Consider the following 22,015-nt stretch of genomic DNA (forward strand, 5'->3'; position numbering starts at 1 on the left):
AGTGTTTACCAGTTTTTATACCGACTCCGCACAATTATTACTCCTTTGTGCGGAGTCTTTTTTTTACCTTTGCCCCATGGAGAAACGCTGATTGAATCTTTAAACATTAAACTATTATACCTATATCATGAAACGATTGACACAGACTTTAGCTTTCTGCCTGCTGACTGTTTTTACAGCAGTGGCACAGAAAAACTATGTATCCGAAGTATGGGTTTCCGATCTCGGAAACGGTAAATACAAGAATCCGGTGCTCTATGCCGATTATTCCGATCCGGACGCTTGCCGCGTAGGAGATGATTTCTATATGACTTCTTCCAGCTTCAACTGTCTGCCGGGATTGCAGATTCTACATTCCAAGGATTTAGTGAACTGGACGATCATCGGAGCCGCGGTTCCCTACGCCCTCACTCCTATTGAAACACCGGAACGTCCGGAACACGGCAACCGTGTCTGGGCACCCAGTATCCGCCATCACAACGGAGAGTTCTATATCTTCTGGGGAGATCCGGATCAAGGCGCTTTCATGGTAAAAGCCAAAGACCCGAAAGGTCCGTGGACGGAACCTGTTCTGGTAAAACCGGGAAAAGGAATCATCGATACCTGTCCGCTGTGGGATGAAGACGGAAAAGTATATCTGGTACATGCCTATGCGGGAAGCCGTGCCGGACTGAAAAGTGTAATCACCATCTGTGAATTGAATAAGGAGGCGACCAAAGCCATTACGCCCTCACGCATTATCTTCGACGGTCACGAAGCACACCAGACGTGTGAAGGCCCGAAGTTCTACAAAAGAAACGGTTATTATTATATCTTCCATCCGGCAGGCGGTGTGCCAACCGGTTGGCAGGTAGTGCTCCGTTCTAAGAATGTGTATGGTCCTTATAAATGGAAGACTGTACTGGCGCAGGGTGATTCTCCCGTCAATGGACCTCATCAGGGAGCCTGGGTAGATACTCCTTCCGGAGAAGACTGGTTCTTCCACTTCCAGGATGTAGGCGCTTACGGTCGCCTTGTCCACCTGCAACCTATGAAATGGGTGAATGACTGGCCTGTAATAGGTATCGACAAGGATGGTGACGGCTGCGGCGAACCGGTACTGACCTACCAAAAACCGAATATAGGAAAGACATATCCCATCTGTACACCGCAAGAAAGTGACGAATTCGACGGATATACGCTCTCTCCGCAATGGCAGTGGCATGCAAACATCAATGAAAAATGGGCATACTATGCCGGAGACCAAAGTTATGTCAGACTGTATTCTTATCCGGTGCCACAGGATTATAAGAATCTGTGGGATGTAGCTAACCTGTTGTTACAAAAAACTCCTTCCGACAATTTCACCGCCACAATGAAACTGACCTTTACGCCTAACCCCAAACTGAAAGGTGAACGTACAGGTTTGGTAGTAATGGGCAGAGACTACGCCGGACTGATTCTGGAAAACACGGACAAAGGTCTCGTTCTGTCCCAAATCGAATGTAAAAAGGCAGATAAGGGACAACCGGAACAGACAAACTCTTCAATCGATCTTACTCAAAACACAGTTTATCTAAAGGTACGCTTCAGCTGTGACGATAAAAAGATCAAAGCCAGCGAAGGAGGAAACGACCTCATTGTGATGTGCAACTTCAGCTATAGTCTTGACGGAAAGAAGTTCTCTCCATTAGGCAACCCTTTCCAAGCTAAAGAAGGACAATGGATTGGCACCAAAGTCGGCATGTTCTGCACCCGTCCGGCTATAGTTACCAACGATGGAGGATGGACAGATGTAGACTGGTTCCGGATTACAAAGAAATAACCTATTGGTCCGGATTCAGTAAGAAGGCATTGCGCAAGCAGTGACAATAGGTTGGCACAACTGTGCCATCGCATTGGCACGCCCGTGCCACCGTACTGGCACAGTTGTGCCAATGCGGTGGCACGGCCTCTTCTCCAGATGCCTTGACTGGAGCATTCTACAGTTATCAGTAATCCGTTTTTTATTCCTATCTTTGTAAGCAGAAAGAAAGGAAAACAGGATTAACATTTAAAACAAGAAGTTCAATGAAGAAACTAGTCATTTTCGATTTGGATGGTACATTACTAAATACCATTGCCGACCTTGCACATAGTACAAATTATGCCTTGAATAAGTTAGGATATCCCACACATGAGATCGAGAAATATAATTTCATGGTAGGAAATGGCATCGACAAACTTTTTGAGCGTGCCTTGCCGGAAGAAGAAAAGTCCAAAGAGAATGTACTGCGCGTACGCAAGGAATTCGTCCCTTACTATGACATTCATAATGCCGATGACAGCCGCCCTTATCCCGGTATTCCGGAATTGCTCTCATACTTACAGGATGCAGGTGTTCAGATTGCCGTAGCTTCCAACAAGTATCAGGCAGCCACTCAAAAATTAGTCGACCACTATTTCCCGGAAATTCATTTTACAGCTGTACTCGGACAACGGGAAGGAGTCAAAGTTAAACCCGATCCGATTATTGTATCCGATATTCTGGAAATTGCCAAAGTAGCCAAAGAAGAAGCGCTGTACGTAGGTGATTCCGGCGTGGATATGCAAACGGCTGCTAATGCAGGAGTGACTGCTTGTGGAGTGACATGGGGTTTTCGTCCGCGTACGGAACTGGAGGAATTCAATCCTTCGTATATTGCAGATACTGCCGGAGAAATCAAAAACCTTATTCTATAGTATAAGAAGAATGACCGTACGGTATCTCTATGCAAGTCATATTGGCATAGATACACCCTACGGTCATTCCTCAATATCTCCGGGAAGGGCTTTTGACTGCGCTTCTTGTAAGGTGACAAAAGGCTTGTCAAGCGTGCCCGCATTTGAATCATCACCGTTGGTAGCTACCAAATAATTCGTAGCCGAAAGAGACAGGAAACACCCCATAAAAAAAAGACTAATACCTATATGCTTCTTCATTTGCCTGTATTTTAAAACCTATTGATAACTAATTTCCATTTTACTGTTAATTGTGTGCTTCTGTGTAACCTGACTCCTCTCTTCTACTATTAAACAAATACACCGTAACGGGAGTTTCTTTCCAGTTACCGTTTTCATACCGCTAAATTACAGCTTTCTTTATAGTTTATAATGTACATGCGTACACAAAGCCTAGAAAATCGTATTTCACCTGAGATTTACATCAAGAATGAACGATAATACATCGTTTCCTTGTTTTTCCGTACGCTATTACATCCTCTATTCTAAAAAGAAAATTAACTTTGTAACCATTAATAATAATGTAGAATCGTAGAAATCAAATATGAAAAATGCACTGCTGATATTCGCATTCTTATCTTTCTATCTCAGTTCAGTACATGCATCTGTCGAGATACGTTCGAACAAACTGACCACCGGTGACGGACTGGCGAATAATTCCATCCGATATATGTTTCAGGACAGCAAGGGATTTATGTGGATGGGAACCGTCAACGGATTAAGCTATTATGACGGTAACTCTTTTGTCAGTATCTACCCGGACCCTAATCTGCCGGTTTCATTGGCCGACCCGCGCATCCGGAATATGGAAGAAGATTCTAACGGTTTTTTATGGATCGCCACTCTCTCTTCTTTGTATAGCTGTTACGATTTAAAACATGGGCGTTTCGTCGATTTCACCGGTTGCGGAGAATACAAACAGAGCTATTCGAAAAAAATCATAGCATCCGACCAGTCTATCTGGTTGTGGGATAACAATAACGGATGTCGTCGTGTCGTCTATCAGGATGGCCAGTTCTCGTCGCAGACATACAAAAAAGAATCAGGCAATCTATCTTCTGATGAGGTATTGTTTGTCTACGAAAGCAATGACAGTCCCGGACATGTGTGGATAGGAACCAGGCAAGGATTATGGAAATACCATGAAGGCAAACTGGAAGCAATGGATACACAGGGGGAAAGCTGGGAACATATCTTTTCTTATGACCAATATACCTGCATCATTACCGGAAAAAAAGAAATCTACCGCCACTCTCTTTCCAATAACCGACTGGAGAAAATCGCTTCGTTAACCGAACTCGGAGATACAGGTGTTATCACCGGAAGCCTCCGCCTGCAACATCAATGGGTGATGTTTACCGCCACCGGCAGTTACATCCTGGATCCCGTTACGGGAAAACTGCGCCGGTTCTCCCGCCTGAATATAAAAAACGGTAATGTCACCAGAGACAATAAAGGGAATGCATGGGTACACAACTATACCGGCAATGTATGGTATGTCAATACCAGCACAGGGGATATCAAGCCCTTTCAGTTTCTTTCATCCGAGCATTTGGGATACATCGATGTGGAACGTTACTCTATTATCCATGACTCGCGGGATATCATCTGGATTACGACTTACGGAAACGGGCTCTTTGCCTACGACCTGAACACCGGTGGTCTGCAACACTTCACTTTTGAAGTCAGTCACTCCAGCCACATCAATTCCAACTATCTGCAATATATCATTGAAGACCGTTCAGGGGGTATCTGGGTCAGTTCCGAATTTTCCGGATTATCCCATCTCGAAATTCTGAATAAAGGTACGTTGCGTATCTATCCGAACGGTGAAAATGCTTCCGACCGTTCCAACACCATCCGTATGCTCTTACGGGGTAAAAACGGGAATGTATTTATGGCAAACCGCATGGGTACCTTATATGAGTATGATGCCGGACTAAAAAACATACTTCGCAAAGAGAAGTTCACACATAACGTATACAGTATGTGCGAAGATAACGAAGGACAACTCTGGTTAGGCATGCGTGGTATAGGGCTGCGTATCGGCCCTGACCAATGGTACCGGCACAACAGCAAAGACCCAGGCTCGTTATCAAACGACAATGTGTATTTAATCTACCGTGACCGCAAAGGCCGGATGTGGATAGGGACATTTGGCGGAGGACTGAATCTGGCTGTCAAAACAGACAACGGCTATCAATTCAAGCATTTCTTTCAAGACAGTTATGGGGAAAAACGGGTACGTGTCATCCAGGAAGACCGCAACGGCATGATGTGGGTAGGTACCAACAACGGTATTTATATCTTCCATCCGGATTCACTGATCCACGCACCCAAGAACTATATACTTTACAACCACGTTAACGAAACATTCCCCAGCAATGAAATCCGTTGTCTGGTAAATGATCACGAAGGAAACATGTGGATCGGCACAACGGGAACAGGCTTTGCTATCTGTAATCCGGGAGATGACTACCAGCATCTGACTTTCGATTGTTACAGTATGAAAGACGGATTGCCCAACGGGGTTATACAATCCATTGTGGAAGACCAAGACCATAAAATGTGGATTGCAACCGAATATGGCATTTCCCGTTTCACTCCCGCCACCAAGCAAATAGAGAACTATTATTTCTCTTCGCATACACTGGGAAATGTGTACTCTGAGAATACAGCCTGCATAAACACCGACGGAAGACTCCTTTTCGGAACGAACTACGGTCTGGTAGCTCTCGACACCCATAAAGTAGAAAACATGGAAAAGCCTGTATCGACTGTATTCACGGGACTCCATATCAATGGCACACACATGCTGCCCGGCATGGAAGATTCACCTCTTGACGAAACAATGTCTTATACACGTGAATTAAAACTGAAACACTACCAGAATTCATTTGTCATCGCTTTTTCAACCTTCAATTTCTTAAGCGGAGCATCCAAATATTCTTATCGGATGCCTCCTTATGATTCGGAATGGAGTATTCCCTCGGCACAGAATCTGGCAACGTACCGCAATCTTCCTCCCGGCAAATATCAGCTACAGGTGAAGGCTTGTAACGTAGCCGGAATGTGGGGAAAAGAAAGTACCCTGGAGATTGTAATAGCCCCTCCTTTCTGGCAGACAACCTGGGCCTATCTGATTTATCTGGTACTGATTGGAATTGCCGGCTATTTCAGTTTCCACATCATACGCAATTTCAACCGGCTGCGTAACCGCATCGCTATTGAGAAGCAATTGACTGAATATAAACTGGAGTTCTTCACCAACATATCTCACGAATTCCGTACTCCGCTTACTTTAATTCAAGGTGCTCTCAACAAGCTGGTCAATATAGAGAATCCTCCGAAAGAAATGCAGCGTCCTTTAAGAACGATGGATAAAAGTACGCGGAGAATGCTACGTCTCATCAATCAGCTGCTGGAGTTCAGAAAGATGCAGAAAAGCAAACTGGCTTTATCTCTGGAAGAGACGGATGTCATTGCTTTCCTTTATGAAATATTCCTGAGTTTCAAGGATACAAGCGAATCCAAACACATGGATTTCAGCTTCGAACCGTCACAACCTTCCTATAAAATGTATATTGATAAAGGCAACTTAGACAAGGTTACCTATAATCTGCTGTCCAACGCTTTCAAGTACACGCCTTCTAACGGAAAGATTATATTCAAAGTAGACATTCTGGAAGACAAGCAACAACTCCGCATCCAAGTAATAGATAACGGAATTGGCATACCCAAAGAAAAGCGTTCCGAACTGTTCAAGCGTTTTATGCAAAGCAGCTTCTCCCACAGCAGTGTCGGAGTAGGGCTCCACTTGACGCATGAACTGGTCAATGTACACAAAGGCAGCATCAGCTATGAGGATAATGAAGGGAGAGGCTCCGTCTTTACCGTCATACTGCCAACTAATTCAGAAATCTATCAAGAGAAAGATTTCCTGGTCCCCAACCAGCTATTAATCGAAGAAGAGGAGCAACAACATGCCAAAGAGTTTATCCGGGAAGAAAAGCCGGAAGAGACCTTCCAGCCTCCTGTCGATCCGTTGAACAAACGCAAAGTCCTGATTATAGAGGATGATACTGATATCCGCGAATTCTTAAAAGAAGAAGTGGGAGTTTACTTTGAAGTAGAAGTAGCTGCCGACGGAACATCCGGGTTTGAAAAGGCAAGCACGTATGATGCAGATTTAATTATTTGTGATGTCCTGATGCCGGGAATGAGCGGATTTGAAGTGACACGCAAGCTTAAAAATGAATTTACGACCAGTCATATCCCCATCATATTACTGACTGCTCTCGATATAGAAGAGAAATACCAGGAAGGAATTGAATCCGGAGCTGATGCGTATATCACAAAGCCATTCAATGTCTCTTTACTACTGGCAAGAATCTTCAAGTTAATCGAGCTACGGGATAAACTGCGCCAAAAATATTCTAACGAACCGGGATTGGCTCATTCCATTATTTGTACCAATGACAAGGATCAGAAGTTCTCGGCGAAACTAAATGAGGTATTGAATGAGCACATGACCGACACTGAATTCTCGGTCAATGACTTTGCCGGAATAATGGGATTAGGGCGTACTGTGTTCTATAAAAAAGTGCGGGGAGTAACCGGTTATTCTCCTTATGAATATTTACGTGTCATACGATTGAAAAAGGCTGCTGAAATGTTATTGACAGAAGATCTCACTATAGCCGAAGTCGCCTACAGCGTAGGTATCAATGATCCGTTCTACTTCAGCAAATGTTTCAAAAGCCAGTTCGGAGTATCTCCTTCCGCCTATCGGAAAAAGCTGCCGGAGGGTGAAAATGCACCGACAAATGATGCCGACGTATGATCTTACATGTTTTCCGTACTAATTTAAAGGGTGTTTATTGGACTGATGTGCTTTCTTTGCCAATGAAAAATTAATCATTAACAAATCATGAGAAACAAACTCTTTTTATTTGTATTTCTGTTTGCAATGCTGGCTATTGTTGATAGTCACGCTTTCGAACGCAAAAAATACAATTTCAACAGTGAATGGCGTCTGCAAATCGGAGACTTTCCCGAAGCTAAACAATCTCAATTCGACGATAGCCGGTGGAAAGCAGTCACTTTACCGCATGCCTTTAATGAAGACGAAGCCTTCAAAGTATCTATCGAACAGCTGACGGACACAGTGGTATGGTACCGGAAACATTTTCGAATTCCGGCTTCCGGTAAAAAACAAAAAGTATTCATCGAGTTTGAAGGAGTGCGCCAAGCCGGTGACTTCTATTTGAACGGGCAATATCTGGGCAAACATGAAAACGGAGTAATGGCGGTAGGCTTCGACCTGACTCCCTATATCAAAGAAGGGGACAATGTGCTGGCAGTACGTACAGATAATGACTGGATGTATCGCGAAAAAAGTACCAACTCCAAATTCCAGTGGAACGACCGTAACTTCAACGCAAACTACGGCGGCCTGCCCAAGAATGTATTCTTGTACGTTACAGATGAAGTGTATCAGACTCTTCCTTTATATAGTAATCTGAAAACTACCGGAGTTTATATTTATGCTAAAGATATCGATGTAAAAGGACGCACTGCCACCATCCATGCAGAATCGGAAGTAAAAAACGACAGTCGTGAACCACGCCAACTCAGCTACCAGGTAATCTTGCTGGATGCTGACGGCAAACAGGTGAAAAGCTTCGAAGGTGAGAAAGTAACCTTACAAGGTGGCGAAACTAAAATAGTGAAAGCTGCTTCCAAAGTAGATAACCTCCATTTCTGGAGTTGGGGATATGGGTATCTTTATACTGTTCAAACGATTTTAAAAGACAATAAGAATCAAGTCTTTGATGAAGTAAGTACGCGTACAGGTTTCCGCAAGACACAATTTGCAGAAGGCAAAATCTGGCTGAACGACCGTGTGATCCAGATGAAAGGGTATGCACAACGCACCAGTAATGAATGGCCGGCGGTGGGTCTCTCTGTTCCGGCGTGGCTAAGTGACTACTCTAATGGCCTGGTAGTAAAAGGCAATGGCAATCTGGTACGCTGGATGCATGTTACCCCATGGAAACAAGACGTGGAATCCTGCGACCGCGTAGGTTTGATTCAGGCAATGCCGGCAGGAGACTCCGAGAAGGACCGTACAGGACGCCAATGGGACCAGCGCACAGAACTGATGCGTGACGCGATCATCTACAACCGTAATAATCCGAGTATCTTATTCTACGAATGTGGAAACAAAGGTATCAGCAAGGAACATATGATAGAGATGAAAGCTATCCGCGATAAATACGATCCTTTTGGCGGACGTGCTATCGGCTCTCGTGAGATGCTGGACATCCGTGAAGCAGAATATGGCGGAGAAATGCTTTATATCAACAAGAGCGTACACCATCCGATGTGGGCCACAGAATATTGCCGCGACGAGGGTCTGAGAAAATATTGGGATGAATACAGCTATCCTTTCCACAAAGAAGGAGATGGTCCGCTACATCGTAATCAACCTGCAACAGACTATAACCACAATCAGGATATGCTGGCTATAGCAATGATCCGCACTTGGTATGATTATTGGCGCGAACGTCCGGGAACAGGTCGCAGAGTCAGTTCCGGAGGTGCCAAAATTATATTCTCGGATACCAACACACACCACCGTGGTGAAGAAAACTATCGAAGAAGTGGAGTAACAGACCCTATGCGTATCGAAAAGGATGCTTTCTTTGCACATCAGGTCATGTGGAACGGATGGGTAGATACGGAAGAGGATAATACCTATATCATCGGCCATTGGAACTATCCGGCAAATACTGTGAAACCTGTCTATGTAGTATCTACCGGGGAAGGAGTAGAACTTTTCCTGAATGGTCAGTCGCTAGGTAAAGGCAAACGCGAATATAATTTCCTGTTCACCTTTGATAATGTTGCTTTTAAAGCCGGTAAACTGGAAGCTGTCAGCTACAACAAGGCCGGTAAGGAAATAAGTCGCTATGCAGTAAGCACCGTTGGTGAACCTACCAGACTGAAACTGACTACTATACAAAACCCGGAAGGATTCCATGCGGATGGAGCCGACCTGGCGCTCATACAAGTAGAAGTGGTAGACAAAGACGGAAAACGTTGTCCGCTCGATAATCGCATCATCCAATTCGACCTGAAGGGAAATGCTGAATGGCGTGGAGGTATCGCACAAGGAAAAGACAATTATATTCTTAATACCAGTCTCCCAGTGGAATGTGGTATTAACCGTGCTCTGATCCGCAGCACTACCCAAGCCGGCAAAATCACTCTGACTGCCAAAGCAGAAGGACTTCCCAGCGCTACAATTACACTAGAAACCCTTCCCGTCAAAGTTAGCAACGGACTGAGTACTTATTTGCCTCAGATGACTCTGAAAGGTAATCTGGATAAAGGTAAGACTCCCCTTACCCCATCTTACAAGGATACGAAACGGGATATACGAATTGTATCCGCCAAAGCCGGAGCCAACAATGAGACTGTAGACCAAAGCTTCGATGATAATGAAAGAAGCGAATGGATGAATGACGGCAAACTTAGTACCGCATGGATTACATATACGCTCGAGAAAGAAGCTGCAATAGATGATATCTGTATCAAATTGAATGGATGGCGTTCACGCAGTTATCCTTTGGAAGTATTTGCCGGTAATACCATGATCTGGAGTGGAGATACGAATAAAAGCCTGGGATACGTTCATTTAAATGTGGAGAAGCCGGTACGTTCCAATCAAATTACCATCCGTCTGAAAGGTAATACCAGCGATCAGGATGCTTTCGGACAGATTACTGAGGTAGCGGCAAAAGCAGCAAATGATATGGAACTCGAAGCGAAAGCGAACAAAAATAATGCTAATCTGAGAATTATTGAAATAGAGTTTCTGGAAACAATCAAATAGAATAAAACATTCTCATTTATAAAAAAGAGGGTTGTAAAGACCCTTATAAATTAAAAATCACCCTCGCCACAGATAGTTGTAGCGAGGGTGATTTTGCTGAGAGGGGAGTTTTGCCACATCCCCTTTTATATTTTTCAGTTCATTAATTTCCATCCGGCTTTTCATTCTCCGTAAATGAACCCAAATTCCATTTGAAAGACTCAAAGCTGTCCGGTTGTGCCGGATCAAAACCGCTATAATCCGGTCGCAGGTATTTCACAATCTCCAGATCAGCCTTTTTCATTCCTTCAATTACGCATTTTGAAACTTCATAAGCTCCGTAAGTACTAAAGTGAGTATTGTCTTTAAGAGTTCTAGTCTGACCGGGAAAAGTTCCTGCCGGATAGTGTACGAATGCTTTTGTAGAATTATCCACACCTAAAGCATTGAAAAGAATAGCAGTCATACCATTTAATTCTATCAGAGGAACGTTCTCTTTTGCAGCTACCCAACGGACTGCATCAGGATAATCACCATGAGTATTTACCGACTTTCCATTCTCGTCAAAACGACGACGGCTTGTAGGAGTCACCAATATCGGATGAGCACCTTTAGCACGGGCCTCGTCTATAAAGATTTTCAGATTATATGCAAAAGAGTAAAACGCTCCTTTACCGGGTCCTTTCTGCTTTTGGTCATTATGTCCAAATTCAACCAACAAATAATCACCTTCTTTAATCTGACTCAGTATCTTTGCAAGACGCTTTCCACCGATGAATGTATTTGCAGACAGTCCTGACTCCGCATGATTGGCTATACAAACCTGATCTGTAAAGAAGCGGGGAATCATTTGCCCCCAACTTGCCCACGGTTCATTATCCTGATCAACTACTGTGCTATTCCCACAAAGATAGACTGTAGGTATGTTTTCAACCCGTTCTATCACCAAAGAATTCACACGGGGCAGATCACCATTAAACTCCAACGTCAACTTATCATCCCAGTTCAATTTCTTCTTTTCCTTCTCTTTTATGCTGACTCTTTCTTTTCCCGAAATCACAGGGTTACGTTTATTAATGGTAAACGTTTCTGTTATCATCTCTCCTTTTTTAGTCGAAAGGTTCTCAATAAACAGCCTGCGCGATTCACCACGAACTGTTGTACTGGCAGCCTCTTTTTTACTCCCCAAGGTGACGGTTACTTTATAGTTTCCATCCGGTACATTCAGTGAGAAAAAAAAAGGTTGATTACTCTTCCCATCCCATGACGGTAATAAATCATATCCATAGCCCCGTTCATTATTGAACAAAGTTTCAGAAGTCACTTTTATATAACCGTCTTTTACCTTTTTATCAATAGAAAAGTCGAATTTATAAACTTGCGCTTGCATCAGGATACTACCTGTCATCAAAATAGCACTGATTAATAATGTCAATCTCTTCATTTTTGTTATTCTATTTATTTATTAGTTTCTTTACTTCTTTGGCATAGCGTCTGCCTAAAATTATCTGGCTTGCCGCATCAAAATGAGGATCAGTCTCGTCCTTCAAAGGAGTAAGCCCTTCGGAAGAAACACAGGCACTATGAGGCAAAAAGGCGGAAATCTCTTTTATCATATCATTAAAAGGTTTTGTTCCCTCGGGGATATGAGGTTTCCTGGTCCAGTTCCATTGCGCAATCTGCCCTACTACAACAGGCAAATCAGGCATTCCCAAATCATTACGCAAATCCGTCATCAACTGAGTGATTTTCTCTCTGTATGCTTCGGAATGGTGACAATCCGCTTCTCCCTGATGCCAGATAATCGCTTTCAACGTACCATATTTCATTGCCTCTTTGGTACGTCGTACTGCTTCATCATAGTATCCGCCGGACTGTTTGGCATTTTTAACCCAGGAACGGATAGAGGACCCTCCGCGAGCATTGACTATCAGCCCTATCGGATGTTTTTTAGTAGCCATCTCCTTGGCGAAACCATATGCAGGTCCTAATTGTTGCCAGCCAAATCCTTTTCCTATCGTAGAATAGCGATTCAAAGGATTCACTGCTGGTTCGAATTTATCTTCCGCATTCAGCAGATATACATTTCGTAAGGTGTCCATTACTTCCGGTGATAATTTTCCTCTCCCTGCCATATTCGACTGTCCAACGCAAAGATACAAATCAAGATTCTTCAACGGTTTTTCAGCATGTGCTGCCGAACTTCCCCATGATACCCCTTTTTCTTCCGTAATCTTAATTTTCTTATTCACAAAAGGCGGTTTCGGACCATACTGACCGGAACGTACCAAGACTGTACATTTTCCTTTTAACGGAATCATTTCCAAAGCTTCCTCTAATGTGAAAAAATCTCCGCTTCCATCGGTAGCAACAACATAATCATAACGCCTGATCTCTTTGCCCAAAGCCGGAATCTTTTTGCCGACTTCTTCAATTGCCAATGAAGCCACTATTCTCGCTCCTTTTATGTTCAGATGAGTATCATCTTTGCGTTTTCCAACCCACATAAAAAGCTCTTTGGATTTTTCCGGTCCCATCTGCTTTACCAAATCGTGAGTAATCTTATTCATATCTATAAAGACTACTCCCTTCTCTTCAGCTATCCGTTTCGGAGAAAGCAGATAATCTCCATGGGTATCTATTAAAGAATCCGTATATAGTCCATTTTCGTTGCAATAAAATTTACGGCGAACCATCGAATTAAAAAGCACAGGGATTCCTCCTTTTGAACGCGTCTCGGCAACAAATTTCCTTAAATTATCATCAAAAGTAGTACCCGGTTCCGTATGAAGTTTCGGATCTTCTTTCTCATCATTATGTCCGAACTGGATAAAGACATAATCACCCGGCTGAATCCGGTCCAAGACTCTCTCCCATCGTTTCTCATTGATAAAACTTTTCGTACTTCGACCACTAGCCGCATGATTATCGACAATCACTCTGTCTGTCAGGCAACCGGCAAGCATCATTCCCCAACCCCGTTCTTTATTGTTCTTATTTTGAATAGATCTGTTGGCCATTGTCGAATCACCAATCATAAAGACAGTGACAGGTCTATTACTTATAAACGAAGAAGTGGAAAATAGAATAATTGCAATCAACAGTAGTTTTGTTTTCATTACCATTATATTATCAGATTACACTTAAAATGACATAGCAAAGATAACCAGGAAAGGGGCTTGTCTTGGGCACATGTTCATTCGTATTTCAATGCAAAAATAAGCATACTTTCGCTATCAGACCATAGACAATTGTACACAAATACAGGATAGATCATTCACATCGAACACCGAAAAGAAGATTTAAAGCAAAATATAGAATAATCAGTTACTCATCTTTCTTCTGCTGCCTCATTATCTCCTTGTTCTTTCATTTCACCGCGTTGATATACGGACGGTGCTACCCCAAACTGAGTCTTAAAGCACTTGCTAAAATAGAACGGATCACTGATACCAACCTTGTAAGAAACTTCCGCAACAGTCAGATTCTCGCCGGACAATAATAGTTCAGCCGCCTTTTTCATTCGTACCACCCGCAAATATTCATTTGGAGAATAACCGGTCACACCACGCAGTTTCCTATAAAACACCGTTCGTCCTAGCTTCATCAACTGCGCAAATTCATCTATTGAAAATTCCGGACGGGAAAGATTCTGTTCCAGTACGGCAGCCAATCGGTCGGCAAACTCCTTATCACGATCGGTAGAGCATACGGCAGCACGTACAATCCCCGGCTCACTGGAGAACTTCTCCCGCAACTTGTCACGCTGTTCTATCAGCCGGAAGACACGTGCCAGCAAAAGCTTTATACTGAAAGGTTTCGCAATATAAGCATCAGCACCGGATTCAATACCTTCCAGATGTTTCTCCGGAGAATTTAATGCTGTCAGCAGGATAATAGGAATATGACTGGTAGCAAAATCTGATTTTAATTTCTTTGTAACCTCAAACCCGGTCATTCCCGGCATCAGTACGTCACAAATAATCAAATCAGCATCATAAGTACGAGCCTTTTCAAATCCGGCTGTTCCGTCAGCAGCTACTTCTACTTCAAAATATACGCCAACCTCTTCTTTTAAGAATTCACGGATATCATTGTCATCTTCTATAATCAGAACTTTACGTTTATTCAAAGGCTCCGCTATTTTCTCCGGCTCCGGCAGTTCTTCCGAAAGTTCCAGCAAATGATGCGCCTGTCCGCCTGCCTCTTTCAACAAGACATTGCCGGGGATGAGGAAATCTTTTTCCGAATAAATTGTTTTATCTGTCGGGATACAAACTGTAAAGACAGAGCCTCCACCTTCATTGTCTTTGTATTCAATTGTACCTTTATGAACTTGCACCAGTTCATGACTCAAATGCAAACCAACCCCGATACTATCTCCGGAGAAACTACTCTGCATGAATCTCTTGAATAACTCATTTTGTTTCTCTTTAGGAATACCCACTCCAGTATCGGACACTTGAATCTGCAACATCTTGTTCACTTCATCCACAGTGACAGAAAGTATAATCGTACCGTTTGAAGGAGTATATTTAAAGGCATTAGACAATAAGTTATAAGTCACTTTATCCAGATTGCCCTTATCAAGAAACATTTTGTAAGATGGTATAGACGGAATAAAACGGAAATTCATGTTCTTTTGCTCCGCAACATCGCCGAAACTCAGGAAGATTTCATAAAGAAAAGCAATCACATCCGTCTCTTCCAAAGAAAGTGCCAGTTTGTTATTCTGCATCTTCCGGAACTCCAATAACTGGTTAATCAGCCTCAACATGCGTTGAGTGCTTTTATCCATCGTTTTGAGCGGATGTATCAGATCACGGGGAATATCAGATACCCGCTGAATCTTTTCCAATGCCCCCTGTATCAAAGTCAACGGAGTGCGGAACTCATGAGAGATATTGGTGAAGAAAACCAGCTTATACTCTGTCAGCTGTTTCTCCACATTAATACGGTTACGTAAACCATTGAAATTACGCACAATACGGAAAGCAAAATACAAAGTTACAATCAGCAGCAATACATACCCCAACATTGCCCAGTTCGTTTTCCAAAAAGGAGGCACTATGACAATCTTCAAGGTCGTTTCGCTTTCGTTCCAGACTCCTGCTCCATTACATGACTTCACGTGAAGTATGTAAGTACCGGGATTCAGGTATTTAAAAGAAGCAAAATTCAATGGTGAAGGAGTACTCCAACCTTTATCATAATTTTCCAGCCAGTACATATACTTGGTACGTCCACTATCCGAATAGTCAAAAGTAGAGAAATCTATTAAGAATGAATTTTGAAAATACTTCAAAGTGATTTTATCCGAATAAGCCAGAGATTGTTTCAAAGGAGAGTCCTCCATAGTAGGATTTACCTGAGTACCATTCACATGCAGGTCTGTAAAAACAACAGGAGAAAAAGTTTCACTGTCCTGTATCTTATCCGGATCAATGACAAGCAGCCCATAATTAGTACCGAAAAGTAATTTACCGTCTACCCCCACACAAGCACTGTTCTCACTATAAACATTACCTAATGTATAGGAAGAAAAGAAATAATTCTCAAAGGAGTGATTGTTTGGGTTGAACTTAGAAATACCATATTCAGTGGCAACCCATAAGTTTCCGTTATTATCTCCTAAAATAGACTGAATCACATCATTGACCAACCCTTCAGAAGTTCCGTAATGCTCATATTTCAATGAACGGTAATTATCTTGAGGCTCACAGAGATTCAAGCCGGAGCCGGAAGTTCCCACCCACATACGTCCTTTTGTATCCCGGTAAATACATCTGATTTCATTGCTGCAAAAAGTTCCGTTGGTATAATTGAACAGATGATAATCATCACTATTAGCTATCAATGAATCCGGATGAAAGATGCAAACGCCCTCACTGGTACCCACCCAGATCATGCCATTATCGTCTTCTTCTATCACCCGTATCATACGCAGACCAAATTTCTGCTGTAAAAAATGACGGAAGTTATATTTACCATCCTGCATCGGTTCGGCCAGTTCAAGCCCGCCTCCAAATGTACCGATCCACATCCTGTCTTTTCGATCCTTATAAAGAGAGAATACATTATTATCTGCTAATGAAGCTGGATTTGAAATGTCATTGCGGTACCATTCTTCTCCTATTTTCAATCCGTTTCCACGGGTTCCTACCCACATCTTACCCCTATTATCTTCTGCGATCGCATAAATATTGGAATGGAAATATTGATTGGTCATTTTAGAATGAAGATTCGAATCAAATGTGTACAATCCGCCTTTACGCGTTCCAACCCAAATATCTCCATCCGGCATTTTTGTCAGCATACGAATTGTATTCGAACGGTCAAACAACTCACGGGACTCCGGGTATATGCGTGAAGTACCCTCATTCAATACAGAAATGCGGGACAAGCCGGAATATTCGGAACTTACCCAAATGCCACCGGCACGATCTTCCATTACATACAATAGAAAATCAGAACTTATGTGACTTTGATCATTTATATTTGCCAGAAAATGTTCTAGTTTATCCTCTGTTGTATCATAAGCAAAAAGTCCGTTACCATAAGTAGAAATCCAGATAATTCCCCGGGAATCATGAACCATGTGATAACGTTCATAATCAATATACCCCAGTTTATCCTCAGGAATCAATTGAAATTCTTTTTTTGCCCCATTCTTGGCAAGAATGTAAGTGACATGACCGGTATGATTATATATCCAAAAGTCTCCGTGATTATCACGAATGACTTCACCATTTTTAACATTGAGGTCTGCATCCACGCTGATCCGATGCGAATTAAGATCATAGTTGTAAACTCCCGTATTAGTCAGTATTACCCACTTATTCTTTAAAAGAAAATTGCCTGTAGGAGCCGTTTTACCTGCAATAGTCGAAAGAGCAGCTACCTTTGTTATTTTCTGACTGGCAGCCTGGTGGCAATAGACATCGCCGTCTGCCGTTAGAAAATACATATTATCTTTAAATGCCAGAGAAGAAGTAAAATGAAGCAAACGATCTTCCACTTTATACTGACCGTCAGATACAGATACCAATCCACGTTGCGTTCCAATCCAAATTCGCCCCCCGGCATCTTCATTAATAAATTGTACCCGGTTATCCGGCAAATTACCACGTTCCGTCTTAAATTCAGTAGATACCATTTTCCTGTCTTCCTGGTGGACGATTCTACGACATCCATTGGCCGAATGCCGAAGCCATACATCCCCATTGGCAGCAATAAATACAGCTGAGTAATTCTGCTCCAACGCACCGGTTCCTGTATAATCAACAAAGCAAGCACGCTGCAAATCATAACAACTGAATAGTTCCGGAGTAGTAGAAATCCACAGAAAACCATTTTTATCTTCAGTCAGGTCATAAATCCGGTTATCTGCCAGTGAGACTTTCTCGCCGGACTCCGGACGGAAGGTCAGGAAAGAATTGCCATCATAGCGACTTAATCCGTTCAAGGTAGCTAACCACAGAAAGCCTTTACTGTCCTGATACATGTACCGAACCGAATTATTCGGTATACCGTCACTCGTTCTCATTTGTTTAGAACGGAGCTCAATACCCCCATAAACCGTATTGAAGATAAGAGTTATGAAAAGTGCGACAAGTAATAAGCGCTTTTGTGTCATAATAGATTCCAAGATTAATGATAAATGCCAGACAAAAGTAATCAAGATAGTTGAAATAATAAAGAAACAATCATAAAATAGTATTAGGAGGATGCCTGTTTTTTATCAAACATCCTCCTAAGTCTGAATCTGCTTAGAGAGTTTTAATCCATATGAAATACTTCCGGCAGAGGAATCGAAACGGGTGAATTATCCGGATTCACTTCCATGATATCTGCCATATAGTCCCACCATTTCTGTACAATCTCTGTAGTTCCCAAGTCCTGCGAGCCTCCCTCACCTTCCGTTTTCTGGAAAGCAAAAAGGATGTTGGTTTCTCTATCCCAATATATAGAATAATCTGATACTCCATTTTTTGAAAGCAGGGCTTTTAGTTCAGGCCAGATAGCGGCATGTCTTTTTTCGTATTCTGCTTCATAACCCGGTTTCAAATACATTTTAAAAGCTTCTCGTTTCATGGTTCTTATAGTTTAAAGTTATTCTTTCGTGTCTTCCTTATCTACGGCAAAAATAGGAGCTGTTGTCTTTTGCTTTTCCTGATAATACTGCACGGCACTATCATTCATCTGAGGATGCTGAGTGTTCAGCAAACGAATCATTTCCGCACCGGCCCAAAGTACCGGTCCATATCCGTGCGCCGCATATACATTGACCGGACGATAATAATAGAAAGCCGGATCAAAAGCCATGCCAGTCCCCACACAAGTACCTTCTACCTGTCCTTCTTCGTTTATCTTTCCGGCTACGGCATGCCATCCCAACTGGGCAACAGGACCATAAGCAATTGCGTCAATCCAACCTTTATTGATAGCATGTGCCAGACAATATACATAAATCGCAGTGGCAGAAGTTTCCAAATAAGAATCATTCCGGTCGAGCAACTGGTGCCAAAGCCCTTCTCCGCTTTGCAAAGCCGTCACTCCACGTACATGGGCACGGAAATAATCCATCACTTTCGGACGCTGAGGATAATCTTCCGGTAATACATCCAGCAATTCACAAGCTGTCAGCATCGCCCATCCATTCGCACGTGCCCAACAAAAAGCCGGATGATCCGTACTGCTCTCTACCCATCCATGTCTGTACAATCCTTTTTCAGGAATAAACATGCGATCGGCAAATTGCAGGAATTGCTTTACCGCTTCAGCCAGATATCGGTTCTTTGACTCTTTATCATAACAACTCATCTGTGCTACTGCCGGAATCCCCATAAACATGTCATCCAGCCAAAGAGTATTCCGCTGAGGACGATTACGTGCAAATGTCCCGTCCGCCAGACGATATTCTTTATTGATAATAAAATCAAAGTAATTCTGAATTAATCCGTCAACAGGAAGTGTCTGGTCTTTCAACCGTAGTTTGATCATGGCAGCACATACGGCTCCCGCATCATCTAATGCATGAGGAGTCAGAATTTGCAGCAGCTGTGAATCTGTCTTCCCTTTTTCTGTATAGACACGTTTGAAATGTGGAGCAACTTCCGCCAAAAAGCGAAAACGGTTTTGAACATAATCAGCATAATGCTGATCTCCCGTCGTTTCGGCAGCTGCTATCAAAGCGGAGTAAGTGACACCCCATTCGTAACTTGCCAGACGGAAAGCTCCCCGCTCCAGCTGTGCCTCATCCCCCATTGTTGTATAATCCGTAATCACTTTACCGGTATTCTTATCAACCACACGGGCGGGTGTTTCTTTATCTATATAATTAAATACACGATCTATGTCCTTCTTAACTTGCTCGGGCGACAAATCTCCATAAGTACCCTGATAAGCAGGTTGCAATAAATGCAAGGGTGTATTTGAATCATTGACAACTGTTTTCTTTTTCTGTGCAACGGCAGGCAGTGCTACCAATAATACGGCAACGGTAATAATACGATAATTCATCATTTACTTTTTAGGTATTTTACATCCTCTGAATACAGTTCCCCGCAGTTCCGGACCAAAGTAGAATCCAGGCTGGGTAGGCTGATTATAAGCAACATTCTGAGTCGCAATACTGATACGGTAAACAGGATCTTCCAGAAAAGTATGAAACCGGTAATCAGTGGGAATAGTAGAAACATACAGTCTCAGAGCTGTATTATCGGCTGTACGCAATAAGACTTCTTCACGCCAGTCTCCTACAATATCTCCTTGCAGACATGGGGTTGACTTCGTACCATTGTTAGAAAGTGCGCCTTCAAAAACAGCGATACGTTCACAAATCCCTTTTTCCCAATTATATTTGCTGACTACATTTCTATCCAACAATTCACGCAACAAATCACCATCCCACCAGACAGCCATATTAGTTGATAATCCTCTGACTCTGGAAGCAACCACTTCTCCTTTTACATTTCTGATGCCTTTAGAATCCAAAGACCACATTTCAACTCCGGGATGAGTCGGATCAATATCGGCAGCCATACAACGACCTACATCCGTATTACTTTTTATCTGGAATATGACTTCTCCTGTAGCTGCATCCCGAAAAGTAGAGCCATCCCTTCTGTTCTCATGGCAACTCCAGACCTGCAATCCCGGACGGGACGGATCAAAGTGAGTCAGATGCATAGCATCACCATGTCCCATACGAGTAGAATAAAGTCCTGTCCCGTCATTGTTTATCGTACATTGTCCATATACAATTTCATCACAGCCATCACCATCTACATCAGCTACCCGAAGATTGTGATTACCTTGTCCGGCGTAATCTCCGCACCCGGGATTATTACTGTCAAATACCCAACGGTTCTTCAGATTTTTACCATCCCAGTCATAAGCGGCCAATACCGTACGCGTATAATAACCGCGACACATCACCACACTCGGATGTACTCCGTCCAGATAGGCAATGCAAGCCAGAAAACGATCACTACGATTGGCACGCCCGTCTCCCCAATCCATCAGATTGCCACGTTCGGGCACATAATCAATTGTCTGCATCGCTTCTCCGGTCAGTCCATTAAAAATGGTCAGATATTCCGGTCCGGTCAGAATACGTCCCCGCTCGTTCCGATAATCCGCATTTGCATCTCCGACCACTTTTCCTGTGCCATCCACAGCTCCATCACCTGTTTTCATCACTACTTCCGCACGACCGTCACCATCCAGATCAAATACCATGAATTGAGTATAATGTGCGCCTGCACGTACATTACGTCCCAGATTAATACGCCACAGTTGCTGTCCATTCAACTTGTAACAGTCGAAAATCACAGGACCGGTATAACCATCATGGGAATTATCATGTGCATTGGAAGGGTCCCATTTCAGAATAATCTCATACTCACCATCTCCATCCACATCCCCAATGCTGGCATCATTCGGAGCATAAGTATATGCCTGTCCCGACAGAGTAGTCCCTCCTTCGGGACGTACCAACGGAATATTCAGATACCCTACCGGAGCATCAGCCGGCAACTGATAATTGCTTTCTGTTTTACCTTTTATAGCTTTTACTGTATAAAGTGCGGGGGCTGTCCCCTGATAAGAATCCTGAAAGAAAGTGGCGTTTTTCAGCGGATGTTTATTCACCTTTTTACCATCCCGATATATATCAAATGATTCATCCATTGGATCTGAAGATAAATAACGCCAAGAGACAGCGACAGTTGAGGGATTCTCACGAATGGCAATTACGCCGCGTCCTAAATGCTCGCGTTTCAGTTTTGTGAAATCATAGTTTGGCTGGGCTGCTATAGAAGTCGCTATTACCAACAAACTAAAAAAGATACTTGTACATTTCATAGTCTTATCATTAATCAAAGTGTTCTTGTC

11 protein-coding genes and 1 pseudogene are annotated in these 22,015 nt (G+C 42.9%); 4 read left to right on the forward strand and 8 right to left on the reverse strand.

Annotated features, from left to right (window positions below):
• The first annotated feature begins 127 nt into the window (after positions 1-127).
• Entirely contained in the window at positions 128-1,804 is a 1,677-nt protein-coding gene (locus tag BLW31_RS00060) for a glycoside hydrolase family 43 protein (protein ID WP_010536782.1), read from the forward strand.
• A gap of 245 nt (positions 1,805-2,049) precedes the next feature.
• Positions 2,050-2,700 (forward strand): HAD family hydrolase, encoded by a 651-nt coding sequence (locus tag BLW31_RS00065; protein ID WP_010536781.1) that lies wholly within the window; start codon positions 2,050-2,052, stop codon positions 2,698-2,700.
• 63 nt (positions 2,701-2,763) lie between these two features.
• On the opposite strand, the gene BLW31_RS00070 is transcribed toward BLW31_RS00065, so the two are convergent.
• Positions 2,764-2,940: a hypothetical protein gene (locus tag BLW31_RS00070; protein WP_010536780.1), complete on the reverse strand. Its 177-nt coding sequence runs from the start codon at positions 2,938-2,940 to the stop codon at positions 2,764-2,766.
• Between the two features lie 343 nt (positions 2,941-3,283).
• Here BLW31_RS00070 and BLW31_RS00075 point away from each other — a divergent pair, with 343 nt between their 5' ends.
• Together BLW31_RS00075 and BLW31_RS00080 are read left to right on the forward strand one after the other, a co-directional pair.
• Complete coding sequence (locus tag BLW31_RS00075) at positions 3,284-7,582, forward strand: hybrid sensor histidine kinase/response regulator transcription factor (RefSeq protein ID WP_010536779.1); 4,299 nt, start codon at positions 3,284-3,286, stop codon at positions 7,580-7,582.
• A gap of 87 nt (positions 7,583-7,669) precedes the next feature.
• The gene (locus tag BLW31_RS00080) at positions 7,670-10,639 is read left to right on the forward strand and encodes a glycoside hydrolase family 2 protein (RefSeq protein WP_010536778.1); all 2,970 of its coding nucleotides are present in this window, start codon (positions 7,670-7,672) and stop codon (positions 10,637-10,639) included.
• Between the two features lie 142 nt (positions 10,640-10,781).
• Here BLW31_RS00080 and BLW31_RS00085 read toward each other — a convergent pair whose 3' ends face one another.
• The 7 genes and pseudogenes from BLW31_RS00085 to BLW31_RS00110 all read right to left on the reverse strand — a co-directional run bounded on the left by BLW31_RS00085 (position 10,782) and on the right by BLW31_RS00110 (position 21,985).
• Entirely contained in the window at positions 10,782-12,062 is a 1,281-nt protein-coding gene (locus tag BLW31_RS00085; RefSeq protein ID WP_010536777.1) for a GDSL-type esterase/lipase family protein, read from the reverse strand.
• Positions 12,063-12,072: 10 nt separating this feature from the next.
• Positions 12,073-12,858 carry a sialate O-acetylesterase gene (locus tag BLW31_RS25015; RefSeq protein WP_029425341.1) on the reverse strand — a complete coding sequence of 262 codons (786 nt, stop codon included), beginning with the start codon at positions 12,856-12,858 and terminating at the stop codon, positions 12,073-12,075.
• Positions 12,859-13,071: 213 nt separating this feature from the next.
• Positions 13,072-13,743 (reverse strand): annotated as a pseudogene (locus BLW31_RS25020) (rhamnogalacturonan acetylesterase); the annotation flags it as partial.
• A 206-nt stretch (positions 13,744-13,949) separates the two neighbouring features.
• Positions 13,950-18,254, reverse strand: a complete 4,305-nt coding sequence (locus BLW31_RS00095; RefSeq protein WP_029425335.1) for a hybrid sensor histidine kinase/response regulator transcription factor — start codon at positions 18,252-18,254, stop codon at positions 13,950-13,952.
• Positions 18,255-18,397: 143 nt separating this feature from the next.
• On the reverse strand, positions 18,398-18,712 hold the full coding sequence (gene rhaM, locus BLW31_RS00100; protein WP_010536774.1) for an L-rhamnose mutarotase: 315 nt from the start codon (positions 18,710-18,712) through the stop codon (positions 18,398-18,400).
• Between the two features lie 18 nt (positions 18,713-18,730).
• Complete coding sequence (locus tag BLW31_RS00105) at positions 18,731-20,140, reverse strand: glycoside hydrolase family 88/105 protein (RefSeq protein ID WP_029425334.1); 1,410 nt, start codon at positions 20,138-20,140, stop codon at positions 18,731-18,733.
• 3 nt (positions 20,141-20,143) lie between these two features.
• Positions 20,144-21,985, reverse strand: coding sequence for a rhamnogalacturonan lyase (locus tag BLW31_RS00110; protein ID WP_029425332.1), 1,842 nt, complete (start codon positions 21,983-21,985; stop codon positions 20,144-20,146).
• Between the last annotated feature and the right edge of the window lie 30 nt (positions 21,986-22,015).

Origin of the sequence: Bacteroides faecis MAJ27, from assembly GCF_900106755.1 — a bacterium.
Taxonomy (GTDB): Bacteria; Bacteroidota; Bacteroidia; order Bacteroidales; family Bacteroidaceae; genus Bacteroides; species Bacteroides faecis.

What these genes read in the sequence shown, in the direction of transcription:
- BLW31_RS00060 (WP_010536782.1), top strand. Translation starts at nt 128, where the DNA reads ATGAAACGATTGACACAGACTTTAGCTTTCTGCCTGCTGACTGTTTTT.
- BLW31_RS00065 (WP_010536781.1), top strand. Translation starts at nt 2,050, where the DNA reads ATGAAGAAACTAGTCATTTTCGATTTGGATGGTACATTACTAAATACC.
- BLW31_RS00070 (WP_010536780.1), bottom strand. Translation starts at nt 2,940, where the DNA reads ATGAAGAAGCATATAGGTATTAGTCTTTTTTTTATGGGGTGTTTCCTG.
- BLW31_RS00075 (WP_010536779.1), top strand. Translation starts at nt 3,284, where the DNA reads ATGAAAAATGCACTGCTGATATTCGCATTCTTATCTTTCTATCTCAGT.
- BLW31_RS00080 (WP_010536778.1), top strand. Translation starts at nt 7,670, where the DNA reads ATGAGAAACAAACTCTTTTTATTTGTATTTCTGTTTGCAATGCTGGCT.
- BLW31_RS00085 (WP_010536777.1), bottom strand. Translation starts at nt 12,062, where the DNA reads ATGAAGAGATTGACATTATTAATCAGTGCTATTTTGATGACAGGTAGT.
- BLW31_RS00095 (WP_029425335.1), bottom strand. Translation starts at nt 18,254, where the DNA reads ATGACACAAAAGCGCTTATTACTTGTCGCACTTTTCATAACTCTTATC.
- rhaM (WP_010536774.1), bottom strand. Translation starts at nt 18,712, where the DNA reads ATGAAACGAGAAGCTTTTAAAATGTATTTGAAACCGGGTTATGAAGCA.
- BLW31_RS00105 (WP_029425334.1), bottom strand. Translation starts at nt 20,140, where the DNA reads ATGAATTATCGTATTATTACCGTTGCCGTATTATTGGTAGCACTGCCT.
- BLW31_RS00110 (WP_029425332.1), bottom strand. Translation starts at nt 21,985, where the DNA reads ATGAAATGTACAAGTATCTTTTTTAGTTTGTTGGTAATAGCGACTTCT.